This is a genomic window from Rhodoferax sp., assembly GCF_012927445.1.
Lineage (GTDB): Bacteria > Pseudomonadota > Gammaproteobacteria > Burkholderiales > Burkholderiaceae_C > Rhodoferax.
In genome coordinates this window covers 105,043-125,820 of sequence record NZ_JABBPD010000004.1, presented here as the reverse complement: position 1 = coordinate 125,820, position 20,778 = coordinate 105,043, and the positions used below count along the sequence as shown (strand labels likewise).

General features: G+C 61.5%; 15 protein-coding genes and 1 tRNA gene. 6 read left to right on the top strand and 10 right to left on the bottom strand.

The annotated features are described in order from the left end of the window. Window positions 1-43: 43 nt before the first annotated feature. Entirely contained in the window at window positions 44-532 is a 489-nt protein-coding gene (locus HHJ17_RS06035) for a MarR family winged helix-turn-helix transcriptional regulator (RefSeq protein ID WP_296505236.1), read from the bottom strand. A 50-nt stretch (window positions 533-582) separates the two neighbouring features. Beyond that, window positions 583-1,329 carry a dihydrodipicolinate reductase C-terminal domain-containing protein gene (locus tag HHJ17_RS06030; protein ID WP_296505234.1) on the bottom strand — a complete coding sequence of 249 codons (747 nt, stop codon included), beginning with the start codon at window positions 1,327-1,329 and terminating at the stop codon, window positions 583-585. 150 nt (window positions 1,330-1,479) lie between these two features. On the opposite strand from HHJ17_RS06030, the gene HHJ17_RS06025 reads away from it, so the two are divergent. After that, complete coding sequence (locus tag HHJ17_RS06025; protein ID WP_296505232.1) at window positions 1,480-2,838, top strand: chloride channel protein; 1,359 nt, start codon at window positions 1,480-1,482, stop codon at window positions 2,836-2,838. Window positions 2,839-3,080: 242 nt separating this feature from the next. Here HHJ17_RS06025 and HHJ17_RS06020 read toward each other — a convergent pair whose 3' ends face one another. From HHJ17_RS06020 to hemH, 4 genes are all read right to left on the bottom strand, one after another. After that, complete coding sequence (locus HHJ17_RS06020; RefSeq protein WP_296505231.1) at window positions 3,081-6,470, bottom strand: EAL domain-containing protein; 3,390 nt, start codon at window positions 6,468-6,470, stop codon at window positions 3,081-3,083. Beyond that, window positions 6,467-6,676: a hypothetical protein gene (locus HHJ17_RS06015; protein WP_296498920.1), complete on the bottom strand. Its 210-nt coding sequence runs from the start codon at window positions 6,674-6,676 to the stop codon at window positions 6,467-6,469. Before HHJ17_RS06015 ends, HHJ17_RS06020 begins: the two co-directional genes overlap by 4 nt. Before the next feature lie 28 nt (window positions 6,677-6,704). After that, on the bottom strand, window positions 6,705-6,929 hold the full coding sequence (locus HHJ17_RS06010) for a hypothetical protein (protein ID WP_296505229.1): 225 nt from the start codon (window positions 6,927-6,929) through the stop codon (window positions 6,705-6,707). 234 nt (window positions 6,930-7,163) lie between these two features. Further along, a complete protein-coding gene (gene hemH / locus HHJ17_RS06005) occupies window positions 7,164-8,273 on the bottom strand; it encodes a ferrochelatase (RefSeq protein ID WP_296505226.1) in 1,110 nt (369 codons plus the stop codon). On the opposite strand from hemH, the gene HHJ17_RS06000 reads away from it, so the two are divergent. After that, window positions 8,272-9,003, top strand: a complete 732-nt coding sequence (locus HHJ17_RS06000; RefSeq protein ID WP_296505224.1) for an HAD-IA family hydrolase — start codon at window positions 8,272-8,274, stop codon at window positions 9,001-9,003. The genes hemH and HHJ17_RS06000 overlap by 2 nt on opposite strands. A 19-nt stretch (window positions 9,004-9,022) precedes the next feature. Here the strand turns inward: HHJ17_RS06000 and HHJ17_RS05995 are convergent, their stop codons facing one another. The 4 genes from HHJ17_RS05995 to hpnC are packed head-to-tail and all read right to left on the bottom strand — an operon-like array spanning window position 9,023 to window position 14,602. Further along, window positions 9,023-11,434 carry a penicillin acylase family protein gene (locus tag HHJ17_RS05995; RefSeq protein ID WP_296505222.1) on the bottom strand — a complete coding sequence of 804 codons (2,412 nt, stop codon included), beginning with the start codon at window positions 11,432-11,434 and terminating at the stop codon, window positions 9,023-9,025. Window positions 11,435-11,471: 37 nt separating this feature from the next. Next, window positions 11,472-12,797: a hydroxysqualene dehydroxylase HpnE gene (gene hpnE, locus HHJ17_RS05990; RefSeq protein WP_296505221.1), complete on the bottom strand. Its 1,326-nt coding sequence runs from the start codon at window positions 12,795-12,797 to the stop codon at window positions 11,472-11,474. Window positions 12,798-12,843: 46 nt separating this feature from the next. Then, complete coding sequence (gene hpnD / locus HHJ17_RS05985) at window positions 12,844-13,683, bottom strand: presqualene diphosphate synthase HpnD (protein WP_296498906.1); 840 nt, start codon at window positions 13,681-13,683, stop codon at window positions 12,844-12,846. A gap of 58 nt (window positions 13,684-13,741) precedes the next feature. Then, on the bottom strand, window positions 13,742-14,602 hold the full coding sequence (gene hpnC / locus HHJ17_RS05980) for a squalene synthase HpnC (protein WP_296498904.1): 861 nt from the start codon (window positions 14,600-14,602) through the stop codon (window positions 13,742-13,744). Between the two features lie 125 nt (window positions 14,603-14,727). Here hpnC and HHJ17_RS05975 point away from each other — a divergent pair, with 125 nt between their 5' ends. From HHJ17_RS05975 to tig, 4 genes are all read left to right on the top strand, one after another. Further along, complete coding sequence (locus HHJ17_RS05975; protein ID WP_296498901.1) at window positions 14,728-15,891, top strand: efflux RND transporter periplasmic adaptor subunit; 1,164 nt, start codon at window positions 14,728-14,730, stop codon at window positions 15,889-15,891. Between the two features lie 7 nt (window positions 15,892-15,898). Further along, window positions 15,899-19,099: an efflux RND transporter permease subunit gene (locus HHJ17_RS05970; protein ID WP_296498899.1), complete on the top strand. Its 3,201-nt coding sequence runs from the start codon at window positions 15,899-15,901 to the stop codon at window positions 19,097-19,099. A gap of 58 nt (window positions 19,100-19,157) precedes the next feature. After that, window positions 19,158-19,244: transfer RNA gene (locus HHJ17_RS05965), tRNA-Leu, on the top strand. Window positions 19,245-19,375: 131 nt separating this feature from the next. Beyond that, complete coding sequence (gene tig, locus HHJ17_RS05960; RefSeq protein WP_296498896.1) at window positions 19,376-20,686, top strand: trigger factor; 1,311 nt, start codon at window positions 19,376-19,378, stop codon at window positions 20,684-20,686. Window positions 20,687-20,778: the final 92 nt, after the last annotated feature.

Genomic DNA, 20,778 nt, shown 5'->3' with positions numbered 1-20,778 from the left:
TTTAAAGTTTCAATAGCCAGGAAAATGCGTGCAACAAACTGCCTCAAAGTTCGGCCAATGGAATACCGCCGGCCTGTTCATCGGCCTTCAATAACTGGATCAATCGGCCCAGATCCTGATCCAGTCGCAGCAGGGTTTCTGGTGGCAGCCGGTCGAGCGCTACCGGCAAAACACCTTCAAACGGACCGGGTGCTTTTTTCAGCAACGCCAGCCCGCTTGGCAAAATGTGAAGCTGCACATTGCGCCGGTCCGCAACGGATTTCGTCATGCTGATCATGTCTTTGCGCAGCAGCGTCTTGACGAGGTTGCTGGCAGTGGACTGATGGATGTCCATGCTTTTCGCCAATCCGCCGACGCCAATGCCGGGGTTGTCCCGGAGCACGCTCAGGGCCCAGACCTGCGCCCCGCCCAAACCAACCTGTTTTTCGACTTGCTGGAAATGACTGCGTACGGCGTTGAAGACGACACGAAAGCGGCGCAGAACCTGGGCCGTGCTTTTCGGATCGTTATTGTTTTCTGGTTTTGCTGGCATGAGGGGATCGTCAGTTAGGTCAAGGCGAGGGATGGATGCGGCGGGGTCGTTCATGCCTCGTTGATTTGGCTGCGCAATTTTTTCATGAGCAGATCATCAAAGGTATAGAAGCCATTGGGCGCAGTGGCCAACTCACCCAAGGCAAAAGCCGCCCCGGTGCCAAAGGCTTCACGTTTGATCGTGTTGTGAATCAGGCGAACGGTCTGAAACGGAAAGCCAAAAATAACTTCGTGATGGCCGACGATGCCGCCCAGCCGCAGCGACGTGATTCGCTCATCATCCACGTCCAGACTTTCTGCAATTTTGCGCGCGGTGCCAGAGATTTCCGGCTTTTCCCGGAAATGCTGTTCCAGAATTTCCACATCGGCAAACGGGGCGATGCTGCGCAGCAGCTTGGACGCCATAATCAAAAAATTGATGCCGAGGGTGATGTTGGGTGAACACAAGACCCGCGTGTCCTCGCCCAGGCTGCGCACATAGTCAAGCTCTTCCGCGTTGTAAGCCGAAATGGCACTGACCAGCATCAACTTGCGCTTGCGAACTTCTTCGCCATACAAAAAGACCGCGTCAGGGCTGGAGAAATCAACCAGCGCATCGACCGGGTGGGCGTCCAGCCATTCAGGCAACACCACGCTGTCGAGGCCGATGATGGGGATGCTGGTTTCAGGCACGGTTTCCGTGTCGGAATGTTTTGTGCGGCGTGCCACCCAGCACAGTTCATAGCGGGGGTCGTTGCGCAGCACTTCGGCCACGGCCTGGCCGGCTTTGCCGTAACCCATAAGACCTACTTTGATCATGACTGTCTCCTTGATTTATTTGCTTTTTCACGCATCTGCGCTGGTGATTGCATTTGTTGCAATGTAACACACTACATTTGCTGCAATGTATTATGATCGCCTGATTGGCACAGTTTTTGCACCCAAACCTCTTTATCACGAAAGTGCCTCATGAGCCCGCACCCCTCTGTTTTTTCGGCGATCCGGCAAGAACTGTATGACTGGCGTCTGTGGACGGGGCGCGGCATCGTGCTTGCGTTTGCCGCCGTGGCCGGCTTGACGGTGGTGGCGTTCACCTGGATGACAGATCATGCCATGGCGTATTTTTTTACGTTTGAGAAAAATTTCTGGTGGGGGCCGCTGCTCTGGACGCCGGCTTCCACCGCCGCCATCGTCTGGCTCACGCGGCGTTATGCGCCGGGGGCGGCCGGGTCGGGGATTCCACAGGTCATGGCCGCGTTGACGCCGGAAGTGTCCAAAACTTCCCGCAACCTGTTTGTCTCCCTCCGGCTGACGGTGGCCAAAATGTTGCTGGCCACCTGGGGTTTGCTGGCCGGTTTGTCCCTGGGGCGCGAGGGCCCGTCGGTACAGATTGCGGCCGGCGTCATGAACCATGCCCGCCGCTGGCTGCCCTCCAAGTCCCAAGTGTCCGAAAACGGCTTGCTGGTGGCCGGTGGTGCAGCGGGTATTGCGGCCGCTTTCAATACGCCCTTGGGCGGGGTGATGTTTGCCATCGAAGAGTTGTCACGCAAGCCCGAACAGCGCAGCAATGGCCTGGTGGTGGCGGCCATTGTGCTGGGCGGCCTGATGGCCGTCTCAATTTATGGCAATGCCACCTACTTTGGCGTGATCCGGATTCAGAACCTCAGCACGGCGCTGCTGCTGCCCGGTTTGCTGGTGGCCGTTTGCAGCGGTGTGGCCGGCGGTTTGTTTGCCCGCTTGATGGTGGTGTCGCTGGCGGGCCGGTCTTTTGACTGGTTCAGCCGCCTGCGCCAGAAGTCGCCCATCTGGTTTGCGGCTGCTTGCGGCTTGGCGGTGGCGATTCTGGGTGTGGTGAGCCATGGCGATATTTACGGCAGTGGTTATGGTTATTCGCGGGCCATGCTGGAAGGCAACGGCGAATCTTCTCCGTTGTATGTGTTGTTGAAGTTTGTGGCCACCTGGATTACCGCGTGGTCCGGGGTGCCCGGCGGGCTGTTTGCCCCGGCGCTGGCCATTGGCGGCGCTTTGGGCAATGACATCGCCCACCTGACCGCCTATGCCAATGCCCCGACACTGATTGCCTTGGGCATGGCCGGCTTCCTGGCGGCGGTGACCCAGGCCCCCTTGACCGCTTTCATCATCGTGATGGAAATGGTGGACGGTCATGCGCTGGTACTCAGCCTGATGGCCAGCGCGCTGGTGGCCAGCGGCGTCTCGCGCCTGATCAGTGCCCCTCTTTACACGGCGCTGGCGGAATTGCAATTACAGCGTTTGCCGGCAACGCCGCCCGACACAAAAAAGGAGCCCCGAAGGGCTCCAAGCTCGTAGTGTTGAACTTGTGGCTGAAGCAAGAACAACAAGCCAATGGTATGGGGCCCAACACCCTGAATGTCTCAGTAGTTTCCCTTGGCCGTCAGCGGGTAAGCGTTTCGGTAAATTTTATATAAAACTAGCCGCTAGCCCACGATCTGCCTGTGTACTTAGCTATTAAATTAGTAGCTAATTACGCGCCGACTGGTTTCGACGAGAGTCCTGAGTTCGCCCTCCGTATCGAGGGTCCCGAGACGCAGTCAAGCCTTTGACCGCAGATCAACCGGCCGATCTTTGGGCACCAGATTCTTCAATTTCGCCAGCAGGTCGTCGCGCAGGTCATGCAGTTCGCCCAGTCTTTTCAGGGCCTCCGGGTTGCGGCCCTGGGCCTGTAACTGCAGCAGTTCAGCGGCCAGTGCATGCACTTGTTGGTGCAAGGGTTCAACGGTCTGGAAGACGGGCTGCGCCTGATGGCGGGCCAGGCCTTGGGCATCCAGCCACTTGCCGAAGCGGCACTGGTGGAGGTTCAGTGGCGGGGGGGCTTCACGTTCGCCCCTGAGGCACGCTCCGATATCCAGAATCCAGGCGCGGTGCTCGGCGCTGGCAAACAGCAACGGTAAATCGTCGCGGCTGACCGCCGGCAAATCAAGCCAGGCCGGGTCCGGCCGCCAGGCGATCGACCAGGCCGGCAGTTCATCCGCCGGCATGGGCCGGGCAATGCCGTAACCCTGGGCCAGTTCGCAACCGAGTTGCAGCAGCATCGCGCCGTGTTCCACGGTCTCCACCCCTTCGGCAATGACCTGACGGCGAAAGGCGTTGGCCAGGCCAATGACGCCTTCCAGAATGGCCAGGTCATCCGGGTCGTCCAGCATGTCGCGCACAAAGCTCTGGTCGATCTTGAGCAGGGTCACCGGCAGACGCTTCAGATAGGTCAGTGAAGAATAGCCCGTACCAAAGTCGTCCAATGCAAAGGTGACCCCGATTTCCCGGCAGGCCTGAATAACTTGGGATACGTGCATCAGATCTTCCAGTGCGCTCGTTTCCAGCACCTCCAGTTCGAGGTCAGCCGGGCGGACGTTGGGATGCGCCGCCAGAATCTGATTCAGACGCTCGACGAAGTCCGACTGCTGCAACTGGTGGGCGCCGATGTTGACGCTGACCGGAATGGCCAGGCCGTCGGCCTGCCAGCGCTCGATCTGGGTCAGGGCGCTATGAATGACCCACTCGCCGATGTCGATGGCCAGCGGATGATCCTCGATCACCGGCAAAAACACGGCCGGGGCCAGCAGGCCTTTTTCCGGGTGTTGCCAGCGAATCAGGGCTTCAGCGCCGATGACGGTGCCCTTGCGCATGTTCACCTTGGGCTGGTAATACAGCACGAATTCGTTCTCGCTCAGGGCCTTGCGAATGCGTTCCACACTTTCGTGGTGGCCGCGCACGCTGCGGTCCTGTTCGGCGTCAAAGACGTGGTAGCGGTTTTTGCCCGCCTGCTTGGCCTGGTACATGGCCTGGTCGGCCTGGCGCAGCAATTGATCGGCATCCACGTCGTTCGTCTGCGGGTAGAAGGTCACGCCCAGACTGGCCGACACTTGCAACACGTCGTTTCCAAAATTCACCGGCTGTGCGGCGGCGGCGAGCAGGCGGTTGAACATGGGCACGCTGGCGGCAACATCCGGCAGGTCGAGCAGCACGGCCACAAACTCGTCACCACCGATGCGGGCGAGGGTGTCGACTTCGCGCAGGGCCTGCTTCATGCGGGCGGCCAAGGCGATCAGCAACTGGTCGCCGGCCTCGTGCCCATGACGGTCATTGATGGACTTGAAGCCATCCAGGTCCAGGTAGGCGACTGCCAGCAACTGCCCACGCCGCTGCGTCTGCGCAATGGCCTGGTGCAGGCGGTCCGCCAGCAGCACGCGGTTGGGCAGGCTGGTCAGCGAGTCGTAGTGGGCGATGTGCTCCAGCTGGTTTTGATGCGACTTGAGCGCGGAGATGTCGGAGAACAGGGACAGGTAGTGCTGCGGGTTGCCCAGGGCATCGCGCACGGTGCTGATGGTTTGCATCTCGGCATAGACTTCGCCGTACCAGTGGCCTTTGGCCTGCAGATCGCGCCACAGGTGGGTGTAAAACTCCTTGCCCTGGCGGCCAGAGCTCAAGAGGCGCGGGTTCTTGCCCATGACTTCATCCCGGTGGTAGCCGGTGATGCGGGTGAAGGCGTCGTTGACGTCGATGATGGTGCCGTCGGCGGCGGTGATCATGATGCCTTCGCGCGAGTAGGAGAAGACGCTGGCGGCGAGGTTGACTTTTTCTTCGGCCCGTTTGCGTTCGGTGATGTCGCGGGTGACGCCGATGAAGTGCTGCACGCGACCCTGACCGTCGCGGGAGATCGTGATGGCCATCTGCACGTCGTACAGGCTGCCGTCTTTGCGGCGGTTAACCAGTTCGCCACGCCAGATGCCGTTCTGCAAGAGGACTTGCCACAGGCGTTCGTAGAAGCTCTTGTCCTGCTGCCCGGAGGCCAGCAGCCGGGGATTGCGGCCCAGCACTTCATCGGGGCTGTAGCCGGTGATGCGGGTGAAGGCGGCGTTGACCGAAATGATGTTGGCGTTGAGGTCGGTGATGATGATGGACTCATCGCTGGCGTCGAACACCGTGGTGTTGATCCGCTGGAGCCGTTCCGTTTCGGCGCGCTGTGCCGCCAACTGCAACTGGCGGCGGTAGAACGCAATGGCCAGCAAAAGGATGACCAGCAAGGTCGGAATCACCACCGCCAGGAGCGTTTTGGCCTCGCTCTGCCATGGTTGCAAGGCAGTTTCGCGATGGAGATGCGTCACGACGACGAAGGGGTACAGACGCGAGGCGCGAAAGGCGGTCAGCACATGATGGTCGTTGCCATAGTCCTGCTCCAACCGGCCGGATTCGACTTCGGTCAGTCGCAGCGTACGCACCACATAGGCATGCAGCGAACCGGCCAGCGCGGTGGGGTCGGTGTCCATCAGCAGTGTGCCGTCGAAGAGCAGCACCTCGATTGAACCGTCCGTCGCATCCAGCGTCTGCGAAAAGTGGTTGATGAAATAGTCGGGATTGAGTGCAGCCAGCAGCGTCACGCGCAGTTCGCCGATCATCAAGCTTCGCGTGATGGGAATGAAACTTTGCGCCTCGGCCGCAACGGGAGTGTCGGCGGTAGAAGGGCGGCCACCGGCAAAGTCACGCCCGCTCCACGGTTGGCCGATGCGCAGAATTTCCAGCGTTCCGCGGCTGGGTGGCAGGTAGCTCTGCGTCGGCACGGTCACGCCCACGTTGGCGGGGTTGGAGCTGGCCACGATGCGACCCCGGTCATCAAGCAGCGACATGGAGCGCAGGAAGGGCGCGTGGCTCAGCGTCGCGACAAAGCTGCTTTCGATGCGGCGCAGATCGAGCGCCCCACCTTCTGTCGGTGCGGCATTGGCGACCGCCAGTTCGGTGATGTGCAGGCTTTGCGTCAGAAAATCTTCGACATTGCGTGCATGCATTTCCGCGATTTCGAGGCCGTTGGTGATGGCTTCGACGCGCAGTCGCCACAGCGTGAAGGCGGTCACGGTGAGCATGCCGCCGATGAGCAGCGTCAGGCTGATGAAAAACGCCTGACGCAGTTGCCGTGCGCGCCGCGTCATGGGGCGACGATGGGGTCGAGAACGAGCAACTGCGCGCTCTTGAGCTTCTCCTTCATGCCCGGTTCATGCAGCGTGCCTTTGGCCACGGCCACGACCGAGCCGGGCTTGATGCGCTCCAGGCGACTGGCGGACAGGTCTTGGGCTGCAGATGGCAGGGGCAGGATGATGGCGCTGGCGAGCACCATGAGCAGGGGAAAAAAGCGCAATTTGCGTCTCCTAAATATGCGTCATATTTTAGAGGCCGGAGACGGCCGCTTTAATGGGGGCGGACGTGACATCCGTGGGATGTTGGAAAGGATTGCCCTGGATCAAAACAATGGCGGCCGTCGGTGCCACCGCCAGCGCAAAGAGCAAGGTTGCCACCAGGGCCGCCCGCGGCCGCTCGATGTGGGTATGGGCCTGCACATTCACGCCGGCCGCCTGTTCGAACGCAGGGCTGGCCAGCAAAATGAGCAGCACGGCGATGAGGGCATAACCGTAGTGGTCATAGGTGGTTCAACTGGTCTGAAGCATGAGCGCCTGCGGTTCAAGGAGAGGGCGTAAGCGTCCAGCACCGCTGAACGATGCTTGACGCTAAGAAATGGACTGCAGCTTATCGCAGGGGGTAGTGGTTCGTTCTATACATGAAATAAGCCTCTAGCCCCCGTTGCTTAAGCGCAGGTAGCTATGATAAAGATAGCGTATGCGTTGCTGCTACTGCTGGGCTCCGAGCGCCAGCGCGGCGGCCCGTGACGCTGCCAGTGCGGACGCATCCGGCGTGGCTTGCGTCGGCCAGCCGGCCAGATGCTGCAGCGTGAGTTCACACAGGGCGGTGATCCAGACCGGGTCATCGTTCAGGGCTGGGATGTAGTGAAATTGCTTGCCACCGGCTTTCAGGAAGGCGGCCTTGCCTTCCATGGCGATTTCTTCCAGTGTTTCCAGGCAGTCGCTGGTGAAGCCGGGGCAGACCACGTCCACCCGCGCGACGCGTGCCTTGCCCAGGGCGATCAGGCTCGGTTCGGTGTAGGGCTGCAGCCACTTGGCGCGGCCCAGGCGCGACTGAAACGTCACTTTGTATTGCCTGTCGTTCAGGCCCAGCTCTTCGGCCAGCAAGCGTGCAGTCTTGAAGCATTCGCAGTGGTAGGGATCGCCCAGCTGCAGGGTGCGCTCGGGCACCCCATGAAAGCTCATCACCAATTGGTCCGGGCGCCCGTTGTTTTTCCAGTAGCGCTGAATGCTCACGCCTAGCGCGGCGATGTAGCGCGGGTCGTCGTGGTAGTGGTTGACAAAGCGCAGTTCGGGAATGGCGCGCACCTTGCCGGCCCAGGCGTACACCGCGTCAAACAGGCTGGCCGTGGTGGTGGCGGAATACTGCGGGTAAGCCGGCACAATCAATACGCGCGTCGTGCCCTCGGCCTTGAGCGCGTCCAGCTGCTCTTGCATCGAGGTGCTGCCATACCGCATGGCGTAGCGCACCTGCACGTTGTGCCCGCGCTGCGCCAGCCAGCCCTGCAGCAGCTTGGCCTGTTTTTCGGTCCAGACCTTGAGCGGCGAGCCCTCGGGCGTCCAGATGCTGGCGTATTTGGCGGCGGACTTGGCCGGCCGAAAGCGCAGGATGATGCCGTGCAGAATCAGCAGCCAGAGCAGGCGCGGGATTTCGACCACGCGCGGATCACTTAAAAACTCGCGCAGAAAACGCCGCACATCGGCGGTGGTGGGCGTGTCGGGGGTGCCCAGGTTGCAAAACAGCACGGCGGTGCGTGGCGCTTGGCCATGCTTGAAAGGGGGTTCTTTGGCAAACGGGCCAAGCTTGAATGAGGTCATGCAGTATTCTCCCGCACCTATGCTGGATATTTCAAAAATCAAGGCAATAACCCTCGATCTGGACGACACCTTGTGGCCGATCTGGCCCACGATTGAACGCGCCGAAAGAGCCTTGTCCACCTGGCTGGTCCAGCAGGCGCCCGGCGCGGCGGCCGTTTTTGCCGACCCGCAGGCCCGACTGACGCTGCGCCAACACGTGGTACTCACCCAGCCGGAGATCGGGCATGACTTGAGCGCTTTGCGGCGTGAGTCCATCCGCCTGGCGCTGCACCGCGCCAATGAAGATACCGGCCTGGCCGAAGCCGCGTTTGAGGTTTTTTTTACCGAACGCATGCAGGTCGATCTGTTTGACGATGCGCGCCCGGCGCTGGCATTTTTGGCGGCGCGCTTTCCTCTGGTGGCGCTGACCAACGGCAATGCCGATGTGGGACGGGTCGGTGTCGGTGAGTTTTTTGTGGCGAGCCTGAGCGCCCAGGAATTTGGCGTGGGCAAACCCGATCCGCGCATTTTTCACGCCGCCGCCAGCAGCGCCGGGGTTGCGTCAGTCGATGTGCTGCACGTCGGGGACGATGCAGCGCTGGACGTGCTCGGCGGTTTGGGTGCCGGCATGCAAACCGTGTGGGTTAACCGTCATGAGCATCCGTGGTCGCACGAGGCTCAGCCGCATGTGACGGTGGCCACCTTGAGCGAGTTGTGTGACTTGCTCCAGGCGGCGCCGGCGCGGCTGTAGGGGGTGGCGTCTTGCCGGCTCAGTGCGCGGCGGCCGGTGTGAGTGTCAGTGTGCTGCGGGTGTTGGCTTTGACGTCGGCGGCGCTCAGGTGCTGCGGCACATAACCCCCCTCCATATAAGTTTGCGCCTGGTCTTTGTAATGCGCGTCAAACAACACGCCGCTTTGGCCCACCGGGTTGATGCCCAAGGCTTTACTGGCATCGGCAAAGTCGATCAGGCGCCGGGTGGACGGGCCGTAGCTCACCGCCCAGGGGGCGGGTCCGATGGCGCTTGATAAATTGTTGGGCGTTTCCCGTCCGCCCGGCGCGGCAAAGGGGCCGACGTTAAACAGTCGGTCCAGCGGTTTTTGAGCCGCCAGCGGATGACCGTGGGTCAGTGTGTGGGCCTTGCCCCAGCCCCAATCCGTGGGGTTTTTGCCGAGGGTGGCCTGCAAATGGTCGATGGTGGCGCGCCAGACCACTTTCAGGGTGTCCGCGCGGTTCTCCACGGCGAGGGTGTTGCGGTTGTCCCACCAAGGCGACGTGGCGTCTTCGGCCAGCCGGGGCAGGGCAAAGTCGAGGGCCCGGGTGCCCAATAAATTCTTGAACTGAACCTCGCCCATTTCATCGGCCATGGTGCCCCGGGCCAGCTCGTACAGAAACTGGTTGAAGAGGGTGGGCGGAATGTTGTTGACGGTGTGGTTGCCGTCCCACTTGGCCAGACTCTGCAGCAAGGCCCGTTCCAGTGGATCGGTGACGATGTCGTTCAAAACGGGTAGCAAGGGTTTGAGCACGCGCGGACCATAGCCATTCTGGCTGTCAAGCTGCACCGACTGGCTGTTCGTGACGTCCCACTTGATGCTTTCATCACGCAGACGTTCGTCCAGCCGCTGGACGCGGTCATAGAGGTTGTAATAACCGGGAACCGGCACCCCACTGTTTGGCTTGGGCTGGTGATTGGCCGAAACGATGTAGCCGCGTGCCGGGTTTTCTTCTTGCGGGTTGTCACTGAAGCGGTAAAAGCCCAGTTTGTCCGCCTCGCTGGTGCTGCCGTCCAGGATGAAGTTGGGGTTCACGTTGTCCGGCCGAATGGGCAGCTTGGCGGCAGCCCACCAGCCGATGTTGCCGGCGGCATTGGCCCACACCACGTTAAGGCCGGGGGCGTGGATCTTGCTGGCGGCGCCACGCGCTTTCTCCAGCGTATCGGCGCGGTTCAGCTCATAAAAGGCATCCAGGATCGGGTTGTCGGTTTCTAGAAAAGTCCACCACATGGCGACCGGTGTCGTGCCCAGACTTTGGGGGAACGCATCGGTGATGATGGGCCCGTGCGGCGAGCGCCGCAGGGTCAGCAGGATGGGGGCTTCGCCCTTGATCAGAATGGTTTCTTCGTGGATTTGCAAATCCACCCATTGGCCCTGGTACCAGATTTGGTTGGCGTTGTCGGGGTTGGTTTTCTCGGCGACCAGGTCCATGTCATCGTTTTGAAACATGGTGACACTCCAGCCAAATTGCTGGTTGTGGCCCAGCAGCGCACTGGGGTTCAGCGCCTGGAGGTGGCCGTACAACTCGAAGCCAGGCGCGGACAGATGGGCCTCGTACCAGACGGAGGGCACCGAAAAATCGATGTGCGGGTCACCCGCCAGCAGGGGCTTGCCACTGGCCGTGCGGCGGCCCGACAGGGCCCAGGCATTGCTGCCCTCGAATCGCGGCAGACCCGCCGCCGCCAGGGCCTGCTGGCTGAGTTGGGCAATCTGGTCGAGCTTTTGCCAGGTCTGGGGGTTCATCGCTGTCGTGGTGCCCGGCTTCAGCACCCCTTCGGCGTGCCAGTCGAGGTCAAACGCTTTCAAGTAGCCAGCACCCAGTTTGTCGCGTACAAAGGTCAAGGCGGGCTCGGTCCGAAACGCGGCGGCAAAGCTGTAGGCCAGATAGCCCGACACGGCAAGGGTGTCCTGTGCGGTGAATGGCCGCTTGGGGATGCCCAGCAGGTCAAACTCCATTGGGGCCGGGTGGGTGTCCTGGTATTGATTGATGCCATCCAGGTAGGCGGTCAGGACCTTGGAGGAGGGGCTTTGCAGGTCCATTTGGGCGGCCGTGGCTTCGGCATGGGCGCGAATGCCGAGGGTGCGAAACAGCCGGTCAACGTCGGCCAGTTTGGGCCCCAGCACCTCGGCCAGTTCACCCTGCGCCAGCCGGCGCACCATCTCCATCTGAAACAAACGGTCCTGCGCATGCACGTAACCCAGCGCACGGTACAAATCGATCTCGTTATCGGCCCGGATGTGCGGCACCCCGCGTTCATCAAAATTGACGCTGACGGGTGCGGTGAGTTTTGTCAGCGTCAGTGTGCCCGCGCGCTGCGGCTGTTTGGTGTGGAGGTACCAGGCGGCAGCGGCGCCTGCGGCCACGATGAGCGTGAGCAGCAGAAGGGCAAAAAATTTTAGGGTGCGTTTCATTAGGGTCTATTGACTGGTTGTGCTTGGCTGCGAGGCTTCAGGCAGGTGCGCGCTGGGTTAGGGTGATGGCTTGAACGGCGGTCATGGCGCTGCGTACCGCGCCCTCCAGCGTGGCTGGGTAAGGTCCTGCGACATAGTCGCCACAGACCATCAGCCCGGGCGCAATGTGCTGGGCCGGGCGTTGCAGGCCGGGTGTGCAGGCAAAGGTGGCACGCTTTTCCACAATGGTTTGCACGGCGTGCAGCCGCAGGCCCAGTTGCTGCTCGGCTTGCACGAGCACTTGCGCTTGCAGCGCCCCGCGGTCGCCCTTGCTGGCGCTGACCACAAAAGCGAGCAGGCCGTGAGGGCCGCCCAGTTGGCCGCGGTCAAACACAAACTGCGCCGGCGCGGGTCGGGTCGGGTCGGCGCTGGTGTGGCTGCGCAGGGTCAGCATCGGCTGGGGCAGGGCCGCGCCGGGGCCCCAGGCGTAGACCGTGCTGATGGCTTCAAACTGCAGGGCACGGGTGATCCGGGTCCAGTCGTAGATGTTGTTTGCTAGCGAATCAGGCGCTTCTTGCGCAATGTTCTCTAAGGCGCGCACCGCTTCTGAGGCGGAGGTGGCAAAAATGACGGCGTCAAAGACTTCGCCCTGAACCTGCCACTGTGTGCCCGCTTGCAGCACCGAGTCGACCCGCGTACCGAGGCGCAGCTGGCCACCTTGTTCCGTGAGCCATCGGGCCGCGGCATCGGGAAACAGCGCGGAGAGATCAAGCCGGGGCAGTAACAAATTGGAGCCACCCGGCGCGCCAAACAAGGAATCTTGCATGACCCGCAAAAAGACCTGGGCGCTGGCCCGTTCGGCCGGGGTGTTGAGGGCCGACACACACAGCGGCTCAATCAACTCCGTCATCACGCGCCGGCTCAAGCCCTGGCAGAGCTGGGACACCGACAGGCTCGCCGCACACTGAAAGCCGCGGACTTGCCAGCCGGTGGCAACGCGCAGCAATGACCATTTGTCGGCCACGCCCCAGCCGCGCGCGCTCAAAATGCCGGCCAGCGCGTCCAGCGGCGCGGGCCAGGCCGGAAAGCGCAAGCCCAGCCCGTCGGGAAATTGCAGGGTCATGGGCTGCCGCAGCAGAGCCTTGTCCTGCGGTACGCCGACCCGGCGCAGCAGGCGCAGGGTCTCGCTGTAAGCGCCAATCAGGATGTGCTGGCCGTTGTCCAGCGTCACCGGGGTGCCGTCGGGTAATGTGCTGTTGACAGCTCTAGCCCGCCCGCCGATTGCGTGAGCTGCTTCAAAAACAATAGCTTGGTGACCGGCCTGCGTCGCCTCGACGGCCGCGGCCATGCCGGCCCAGCCAGCACCGATGATGGCAATTTTCATTTTTAGATGCGCCGCCGCACCGGGGCCGTGACAAGCGTGGGGGCCACTAGATTCTGCCGAGCGCTTGCACCTTCCACGCCAGCCACAGCTTGCGCAAGGGGGTGAGGCTGACGCGCTGGTGCAGCACCTGAAAACCGTCGCGTTCGATTTCGGTCAGCAAAGCGCGGTAGATGCTGGCCATCATCAGGCCGGGTTTCTGGGCGCGGCGGTCCGGGTCGGGCAGCAGGGCCAGGGCCTCGTCGTACAGGCCCTGGGCACGCTGGGCCTGGAACTTCATCAGCGCGGTGAAACGGTCTGAATAAGTGCGCTTCAGGATTTCATGGGCCTTGACGTCAAACTGCTGCATTTCGTTGACCGGCAGATAAATGCGCCCGCGCAAAGCGTCTTCGCCGACGTCGCGGATGATGTTGGTGAGTTGCAGTGCTTGCCCCAGCTTGTGCGCGTAGGCCGTGGTTTGCGCCTGCGTCTGGCCAAAGATGTTGGCAGCCACTTCGCCCACCACGCCCGCCACCAGATGGCAGTAGCGCTGCAGGCCGGGAAAGTCGAGGTAACGGGTTTGCACCAGGTCCATCTGGCAGCCGTCGATCACCGCTTGCAGGTGGCGCTCTTCAATACAGTAGTCGGCCGCCAGCGGCATCAGCGCCTGCATCACCGGGTGGCTGGGCTGGCCGGCAAAGGACTTGGCCACTTCGGTTTGCCACCAGGCCAGCTTGGTGCCGGCCACGCCGGGGTCGATCATGTCGTCCACCACGTCATCGACCTCGCGGCAAAAGGCATAGAACGCGGTGATGGCGGCGCGCCGGGGCTTGGGCAAAAACAAAAAAGCGTAATAAAAGCTGCTGCCCGAGGCGGCGGCTTTTTGCTGAACGTAGTCTTGGGGCGTCATGAGTGGTTCGAGTTGAGGCCCTGAGTTTAAAACAGGGCGGCTGGCGCCCGGCAAAGCCTCACCCCATGCGCCAGGCGCGCCACAGCAAAACGGGCAGGTCGAACAGCCCCAGCTTGGGCCGTGCCCGCCAGGTGGCAAAGTTCATGGCCTCGATCTTGTCCAGAATGCGCAGGCCGCCTTGCACCACGAGGCGCAGTTCCCAGCCAGCGCGACCGGGGATCTGGCATGCCAGGGAAGCACCTTTTAGCATGCTAGCCCTTGCTGTTTCTGCGTAGAATGCTATTAATTTAGTAGCATTTAATGAGGTGCTGTCCGCTTGCAGGTCGGCGTCCTGCACGCCGTGTTGTTGCATGGCTTGCGCCGAGGGGTACCAGCGCGCCCGCGGCACGTCGACGCTGACGTCCTGCCAGAAGTTGATCAGTTGCAGCGCGCTGCAAATCTGGTCACTTTGTGTCAGCAAGGCGTCGTCCTTAATCCCATACAGGTGCAGCAACAGCCGGCCCACTGGGTTGGCCGAGCGCGTGCAATAGTCGAGCAATTCGGCATCGGTCTGGTAGCGCCGACCGGCGGCGGTGAAGCGGACGTCCTGCTCAAACGCATCCAGCAGTTGCTCCAGAAGCAGGGTGGGCAGCTGAAACTCACGCAACACCCGGTCCAGCGGGTCAAAGACCTGGGGCCAGCGGCCGCTGTGGGGCAGTCCGGCGGCCAGGGCGTGCAGGTCGCGGCGAAAGCTGGCCAGATCGCTCAGGCGGGCCGCGGCGTTGGCGTCGCCCTCGTCGGCCATGTCGTCCGCCGTGCGGGCAAACCAGTAAATGGCGGCAATCGCCGGGCGCAGGTGCGGCGGGCACAGCCAGGAGGCCACCGGGAAGTTCTCGTAGTGGTCGACGGGCTGGGCGGTGGGGGAGATATTTTTAGTCACGCGGGCGAAGGGTTCGGGTCAAGGCGGGGGGACAGGTTGCAGTTTGACAACCCAATGAATGCACATAAAATTACTAACCATTTGGTCATTAATTGAACTCTGCGTTGTTGAAAACGAATCCTGTCATGAATCTTGTCAAGTTTACAAAGTCATTTTCGGCGCGATTGTTGCCGCTGGCGGCCACGCTGTTACTGGCCGCCTGTGCCAAGCCGGCGCCGGTAGAGGAGCCGGTGCGCGCGGTCAAGGTCGTGACGGTGGGCGTGCAGAGTATGCAGTCTAAGGTCGAGTTTGCTGGCGAAGTCCGGGCCCGGGTCGAATCGCGGCTGGGTTTTCGGGTCGGCGGCAAGCTGACCCAGCGGCCGGTTGAATTGGGCCAGCACGTCAAGGCCGGTCAAGTGTTGGCCCAGCTGGACCCGCAAGATTACAAGCTGGCGGCGGCGGCGGGCCGGGCTCAGCTGACTGCGGCGGCCACCAACCGCGATCTGGCGGCGGCTGATTTCAAGCGCTATAAAGAACTGAAAGACCAGAATTTCATCAGCGGGGCCGAGTTGGAGCGCCGCGAAACCACCCTGAAAGCCGCCCAGTCGCAATTCGAACAGGCGCAAGCCCAGTGGTCGGGGCAGGGAAATCAGGTCGGTTATGCCACGTTGGTGGCGGACGTCGCCGGTGTCGTGACGGCGGTGGACGCCGAGCCGGGCCAGGTGGTGGCAGCGGGGACGCCGGTCGTCAGCATTGCGCAGGACGGGCCACGCGACGTGGTGTTTTCGGTGCCGGAAGACAAGGTGGCAGCGATCAAGCCCGGGTCTGGCGTGACGGTGCGCGCGTGGGCGTCGAGCTCCATCTTTCAAGGCGTGGTGCGCGAGGTGTCCGCCAGTGCCGATCCGGTGACCCGCACCTTTGGCGTGAAGGTGGCGCTGGACGCCAAAGACGCCCCGGCTTTGGGCTCGACAGTCGCCGTGGTGCCGCAGGCGCTGCAGCGTGGCGTTAGCCCGGTAATTAAGCTGCCAACCACTGCCTTCCGCCAGGACGGCAAAGCGTCCGCCGTGTGGGTGCTGGACACCGCCAGCATGACGGTCAGGCTGCAGCCGGTGCAAATCGCCACGGCCGATGGTAATGAGGTGGTGGTGGCCAGCGGTTTGCAACCCGGCATGCAGGTGGTGGTGGCGGGCGTGCATGTGCTGTCGCCCGGTCAAAAGGTCAGCATTTATAAGGAAAATGTAACTGTAGCCCCCGTCGGACAAGCGCAAGTAGCTATTGATTCAGTAGCAAAATCTGCCGCCGCCAAGTAAGCCGACCATGAATCAAGAACAACCCAAAGAGAGTTTTAACCTCTCCCAGTGGGCGCTGGAGCATTCGGCGTTCACCCGTTATCTGATGATCGTTCTGCTGTTGCTGGGCCTGGCCGCCTATTTCCAGCTCGGACAGGACGAAGACCCGCCGTTCACCTTTCGCGCCATGGTGGTGCGCACCTACTGGCCGGGTGCCACCGCCCAGCAGGTGGCCGAGCAGGTCACCGACAAGCTCGAGCGCACGCTGCAGGAAGTGCCTTACGCCGACAAGATTCGCAGCTACTCCAAACCGGGCGAGTCGCAGATCATCTTTCAGGTCAAAGATTCCTCCAAAGGCAGCGACGTGGCCAACCTCTGGTACAGCGTGCGCAAAAAGATCGGCGACATGCGCGGCACGCTGCCCGCCAATGTGCAGGGTCCCTTCTTCAATGATGATTTTGGGGATGTGTATGGCGTGATCTACGCGCTGGAGGCGGACGGCTTCAATTACGCGGAGCTCAAAACCTTTGCCGACGACGTGCGCCAGAAGCTGTTGCGCGTGCCGGATGTGGCCAAAGTGGAGCTGTTTGGGGCGCAGGACGAAAAGCTGTTTGTTGAAATCTCCCAGAAGCGCCTGGCCCAGCTCGGGCTCGACATGAACCAAGTGCTGGCCCAGCTGGGCCAGCAAAACGCGGTCGAGTCGGCCGGCGCGGTGCAGACGCCGCTGGACGTGGTGCAGGTGCGCGTGGGTGGCCAGTTCAACACCCTGGAAGACCTCAAGGCGATGCCGATTCGCGGTGCCGGCTATGGCGCGGGCACCCGAGCCGGCGGCAACCAGCTCAAACTGGGCGACATTGCCGATATCCAGCGCGGCTATGTCGACCCGCCCATGGTCAAGGTGCGGCACCAGGGGCGGGAAGTCATCGCGCTGGGTGTCTCCATGGCCAAGGGCGGCGACATCATCGCGCTCGGCAAAGCGCTGAAGACCGCCACGGTCGGCATCGAAAAAGTGCTGCCCGCGGGTGTCAATCTGGTGCAGCTGCAAGACCAGCCCAAATCAGTGGCGAAGTCGGTCAACGAATTTGTCAGCGTGCTGATTGAGGCCGTGGTGATCGTGCTGGCGGTGAGTTTCATCGCGCTGGGCTTTCACCGGCGGCCTGGTCAGCACCCGTTGTGGAAGCGCTGGTATGTCGATATGCGCCCGGGCTTGGTGGTGGGCATCACGATTCCGCTGGTGCTGGCCATCACCTTTTTGGCCATGAATTACTGGGGCATCGGTCTGCACAAGATTTCGCTCGGCTCGCTCATCATCGCGCTCGGCCTGCTGGTGGACGACGCCATCATTTCGGTGGAGATGATGGTGCGCAAGATGGAAGAAGGCTATGACAAGGTGCGTGCCGCCACCTTTGCTTATGAAGTGACCGCCATGCCGATGCTGACCGGCACCTTGATCACGGCAGCCGGCTTTTTGCCGATCGGCATGGCGCGTTCCACGGTGGGCGAGTACACCTATGCCATTTTTGCCGTGACCGTGATTGCGCTGGTGCTGAGCTGGTTGGTGTCGGTCTATTTTGTGCCGTACCTGGGCGTTTTGTTGCTCAAGGTCAAGCCCCATACGCCGCTGGTGGCCGGGCAAGCGCAGGGCGAAAGCAGTGTGGCGCATGAGATGTTCGATTCGCCGTTCTACAACACTTTCCGCCGCGCCGTGAACTGGTGCGTGGAACACCGCTGGCTGACCATCGGCGCCATGCTGCTGACGTTTGCCTTGGGCATTGTCGGCATGGGCCGGGTGCAGCAACAGTTTTTCCCGGATTCGAGTCGACCGGAAATCATGGTGGACATCTGGTTCCCGGAGGGCACCTCGTTTGCGGCCAACCAAGCGATCGCCCAGCGCGTGGAAGCGCGTTTCCTGCGCGAGGCCGGCGTTGACACGGTCAGCACCTGGATCGGCTCGGGCGTGCCGCGTTTTTATTTGCCGCTGGACCAGGTGTTCCCGCAGAGCAACGTGTCGCAGTTCATCATCGTGCCGCAAGATTTGAAAGTGCGCGAGTCGCTGCGCGTCAAGCTGCCCGCGTTGCTGGCGACGGAATTCCCCGAGGTGCGGGGCCGTGTCAAGCTCCTGCCCAATGGTCCACCGGTGCCGTTTCCGGTGCAGTTTCGCGTGGTGGGCCTTGACCCGCTGGCGTTGCGCGAGCGGGCCGACGAGGTGAAAGCCGCCATGCGCGCCAGCCCCAACACCCGGGGCGTCAATGACAACTGGAATGAATCGGTCAAGGTACTGCGCCTGGAGGTCGACCAGTCCAAAGCGCGGGCTCTGGGCGTGACCAGCCAGTCGATCGCGCAGGCTGCGCGCACCCTGCTCGCCGGTTCGACCGTGGGCCAGTTCCGCGAAGGTGACAAACTGATTGACATCGTGCTGCGCCAGCCGCTGGATGAGCGCAACGCCATCACCGACATCGGCAACGCCTATCTGCCGACCGCCTCGGGTCGGTCCATTCCGCTGACGCAAATCGCCAAACCGGTCTTCACCTGGGAGCCCGGCGTGATGTGGCGCGAGAACCGCGACTACGCCATCACGGTGCAGAGCGACGTGGTCGAAGGGCTGCAGGGGGCCACGGTGACCCAGGAGTTGCTGCCCGCCTTGAAGGCGCTGGAAGCCAAATGGCAGGCCGCCGGACAAACCGGCTACCGCATCGAAGTGGCGGGCGCGGTGGAAGAAAGTTCCAAAGGCTCGGCCTCGATCGTGGCGGGGGTGCCGATCATGCTGTTCATCACTTTTACCTTGCTGATGCTGCAACTGCACAGTTTCAGCCGCTCCATGCTGGTGTTCCTGACCGGGCCGATGGGTATTGCCGGTGTGGCCGGTGCCTTGCTGGTGCTGAACCGGCCCTTTGGCTTTGTCGCCTTGTTGGGCGTGATTGCCCTGATGGGCATGATCCAGCGCAACTCGGTCATCCTGATCGACCAGATTGAGCAGGACCGGGCCAGAGGTGTGCCCGCTTGGGACGCCATTGTGGAGTCCGCTGTGCGGCGGGCGCGCCCGATCGTGTTGACCGCTGCCGCTGCCGTGCTGGCGATGATTCCCCTGTCGCGTTCGGTTTTCTGGGGGCCGATGGCGGTTGCCATCATGGGCGGGCTCGTGGTGGCCACGGTGTTAACCCTGCTGGCCTTGCCGGCCATGTACGCGGCCTGGTTTCGGGTCAAACGGGAGGCGCCCGCAGCAGGTTAAAATAATCAGTTGACCGATTTAATGGGGGTGGTTTCTTAGGCCGCCCCCTTGTTTTTTTGCGCGGGTGGCGAAATTGGTAGACGCACCAGGTTTAGGTCCTGACGCCAGCAATGGTATGGGGGTTCGAGTCCCCCCCCGCGCACCATGTTTGAGAATTAGCAGAGCAGTCTGTAGCCGAAAGGTGGCAAGCTCTGTTCCTTGTGAGAATTTGGGGCAGTCGGCCGTCGCAACGCGGCCAGCGCTGTTCCCAATTGTTTGAAATTTTGGAGAACCACTATGGCTGTTACCGTTGAAACCCTGGAAAAGCTGGAACGAAAAATGACGCTGACCTTGCCGGTCGGCACGATCCAGTCCGAAGTTGAGTCGCGTCTGAAAAAAATCGCACGCACGACCAAGATGGACGGTTTCCGTCCCGGTAAAGTGCCCATGAACGTGGTGTCTCAGCGCTACGGTTACTCGGTGCACTACGAAGTCATGAATGATAAGGTTGGCGAGGCGTTTGCCACTGCCGCCAATGAAGCCAAGCTGCGCGTCGCTGGTCAGCCCCGCATCACCGAATCAGAAGCTTCGCCTGAAGGCGAAATGGCATTTGATGCCGTGTTTGAGGTCTATCCCGAAGTCAAAATTGGCGATCTGACCACCGCTGCAGTGGAGAAAATCACCGCTGAAGTCACCGACAGCGCCATCGACAAGACCCTTGACATCCTGCGCAAGCAGCGTCGCACCTTTGCCCAGCGCGCGCAAGACGCTGCGGCGCAAGACGGCGATCGTGTCACGGTTGATTTTGAAGGCAAGATCGACGGCGAAGTTTTCGCTGGCGGCAAGGCGGAAGATTTCCAGTTCATCGTCGGCGATGGCCAGATGCTGAAAGAGTTTGAAGATGCCACCCGCGGCATGAAGGCTGGCGAAAGCAAGACTTTCCAGTTGGCTTTCCCTGCCGAGTACCACGGCAAAGACGTGGCCGGCAAAACTGCTGACTTCATGGTCACACTGAAGAAGATCGAAGCCGCCCATCTGCCTGAAGTGAACGAGGCCCTGGCCAAGTCGCTTGGCATCGAGGAGGCGACCGTCGAAGGTTTGCGCGCTGACATCAAGAAAAATCTGGAACGTGAAGTCAAGTTCCGCTTGTTGGCCCGCAATAAACAGGCTGTCATGGATGCGCTGGTGTCCGTGGCCGAGTTGGACTTGCCCAACATCAGTGTGCAGTCAGAAATCAACCGTTTGCTCGAAGGCGCTCGCGCTGACCTCAAACAGCGCGGTATCAAGGACGCTGACAAGGCGCCGATTCCTGACGATGTGTTCCGTCCACAAGCCGAGCGCCGCGTGCGTCTGGGTCTGGTGGTGGCCGAGTTGGTTCGTTCTAACGAATTGCAAGCCAAGACCGAACAGATCAAGGCCCACATTGAAGAACTGGCTGCCAGCTACGAAAAGCCAGCGGACGTGATGCGTTGGTACTACAGCGACAACAACCGCTTGGCCGAAGTTGAAGCCATCGTGATTGAAAATAATGTCACTGATTTCGTGCTGGCCAAGGCCACCATCAGCGAAAAGACAGTGTCCTTTGATGAGTTGATGGCTCAAAACTGACTTTAATGCCGCTTAAGGCGGCTGCAATGGGGCTTGCGCCGGGCTTGTAGTCTGGCGTTCAGGCCCCATTTTCTTTGTGGCGCTTATTTTTC

Coding starts and splice junctions, on each gene's coding strand:
- HHJ17_RS06035 (WP_296505236.1), bottom strand. CDS start 532: ATGCCAGCAAAACCAGAAAACAATAACGATCCGAAAAGCACGGCCCAG.
- HHJ17_RS06030 (WP_296505234.1), bottom strand. CDS start 1,329: ATGATCAAAGTAGGTCTTATGGGTTACGGCAAAGCCGGCCAGGCCGTG.
- HHJ17_RS06025 (WP_296505232.1), top strand. CDS start 1,480: ATGAGCCCGCACCCCTCTGTTTTTTCGGCGATCCGGCAAGAACTGTAT.
- HHJ17_RS06020 (WP_296505231.1), bottom strand. CDS start 6,470: ATGACGCGGCGCGCACGGCAACTGCGTCAGGCGTTTTTCATCAGCCTG.
- HHJ17_RS06000 (WP_296505224.1), top strand. CDS start 8,272: ATGCAGTATTCTCCCGCACCTATGCTGGATATTTCAAAAATCAAGGCA.
- hemH (WP_296505226.1), bottom strand. CDS start 8,273: ATGACCTCATTCAAGCTTGGCCCGTTTGCCAAAGAACCCCCTTTCAAG.
- HHJ17_RS05995 (WP_296505222.1), bottom strand. CDS start 11,434: ATGAAACGCACCCTAAAATTTTTTGCCCTTCTGCTGCTCACGCTCATC.
- hpnE (WP_296505221.1), bottom strand. CDS start 12,797: ATGAAAATTGCCATCATCGGTGCTGGCTGGGCCGGCATGGCCGCGGCC.
- hpnD (WP_296498906.1), bottom strand. CDS start 13,683: ATGACGCCCCAAGACTACGTTCAGCAAAAAGCCGCCGCCTCGGGCAGC.
- HHJ17_RS05975 (WP_296498901.1), top strand. CDS start 14,728: ATGAATCTTGTCAAGTTTACAAAGTCATTTTCGGCGCGATTGTTGCCG.
- HHJ17_RS05970 (WP_296498899.1), top strand. CDS start 15,899: ATGAATCAAGAACAACCCAAAGAGAGTTTTAACCTCTCCCAGTGGGCG.
- tig (WP_296498896.1), top strand. CDS start 19,376: ATGGCTGTTACCGTTGAAACCCTGGAAAAGCTGGAACGAAAAATGACG.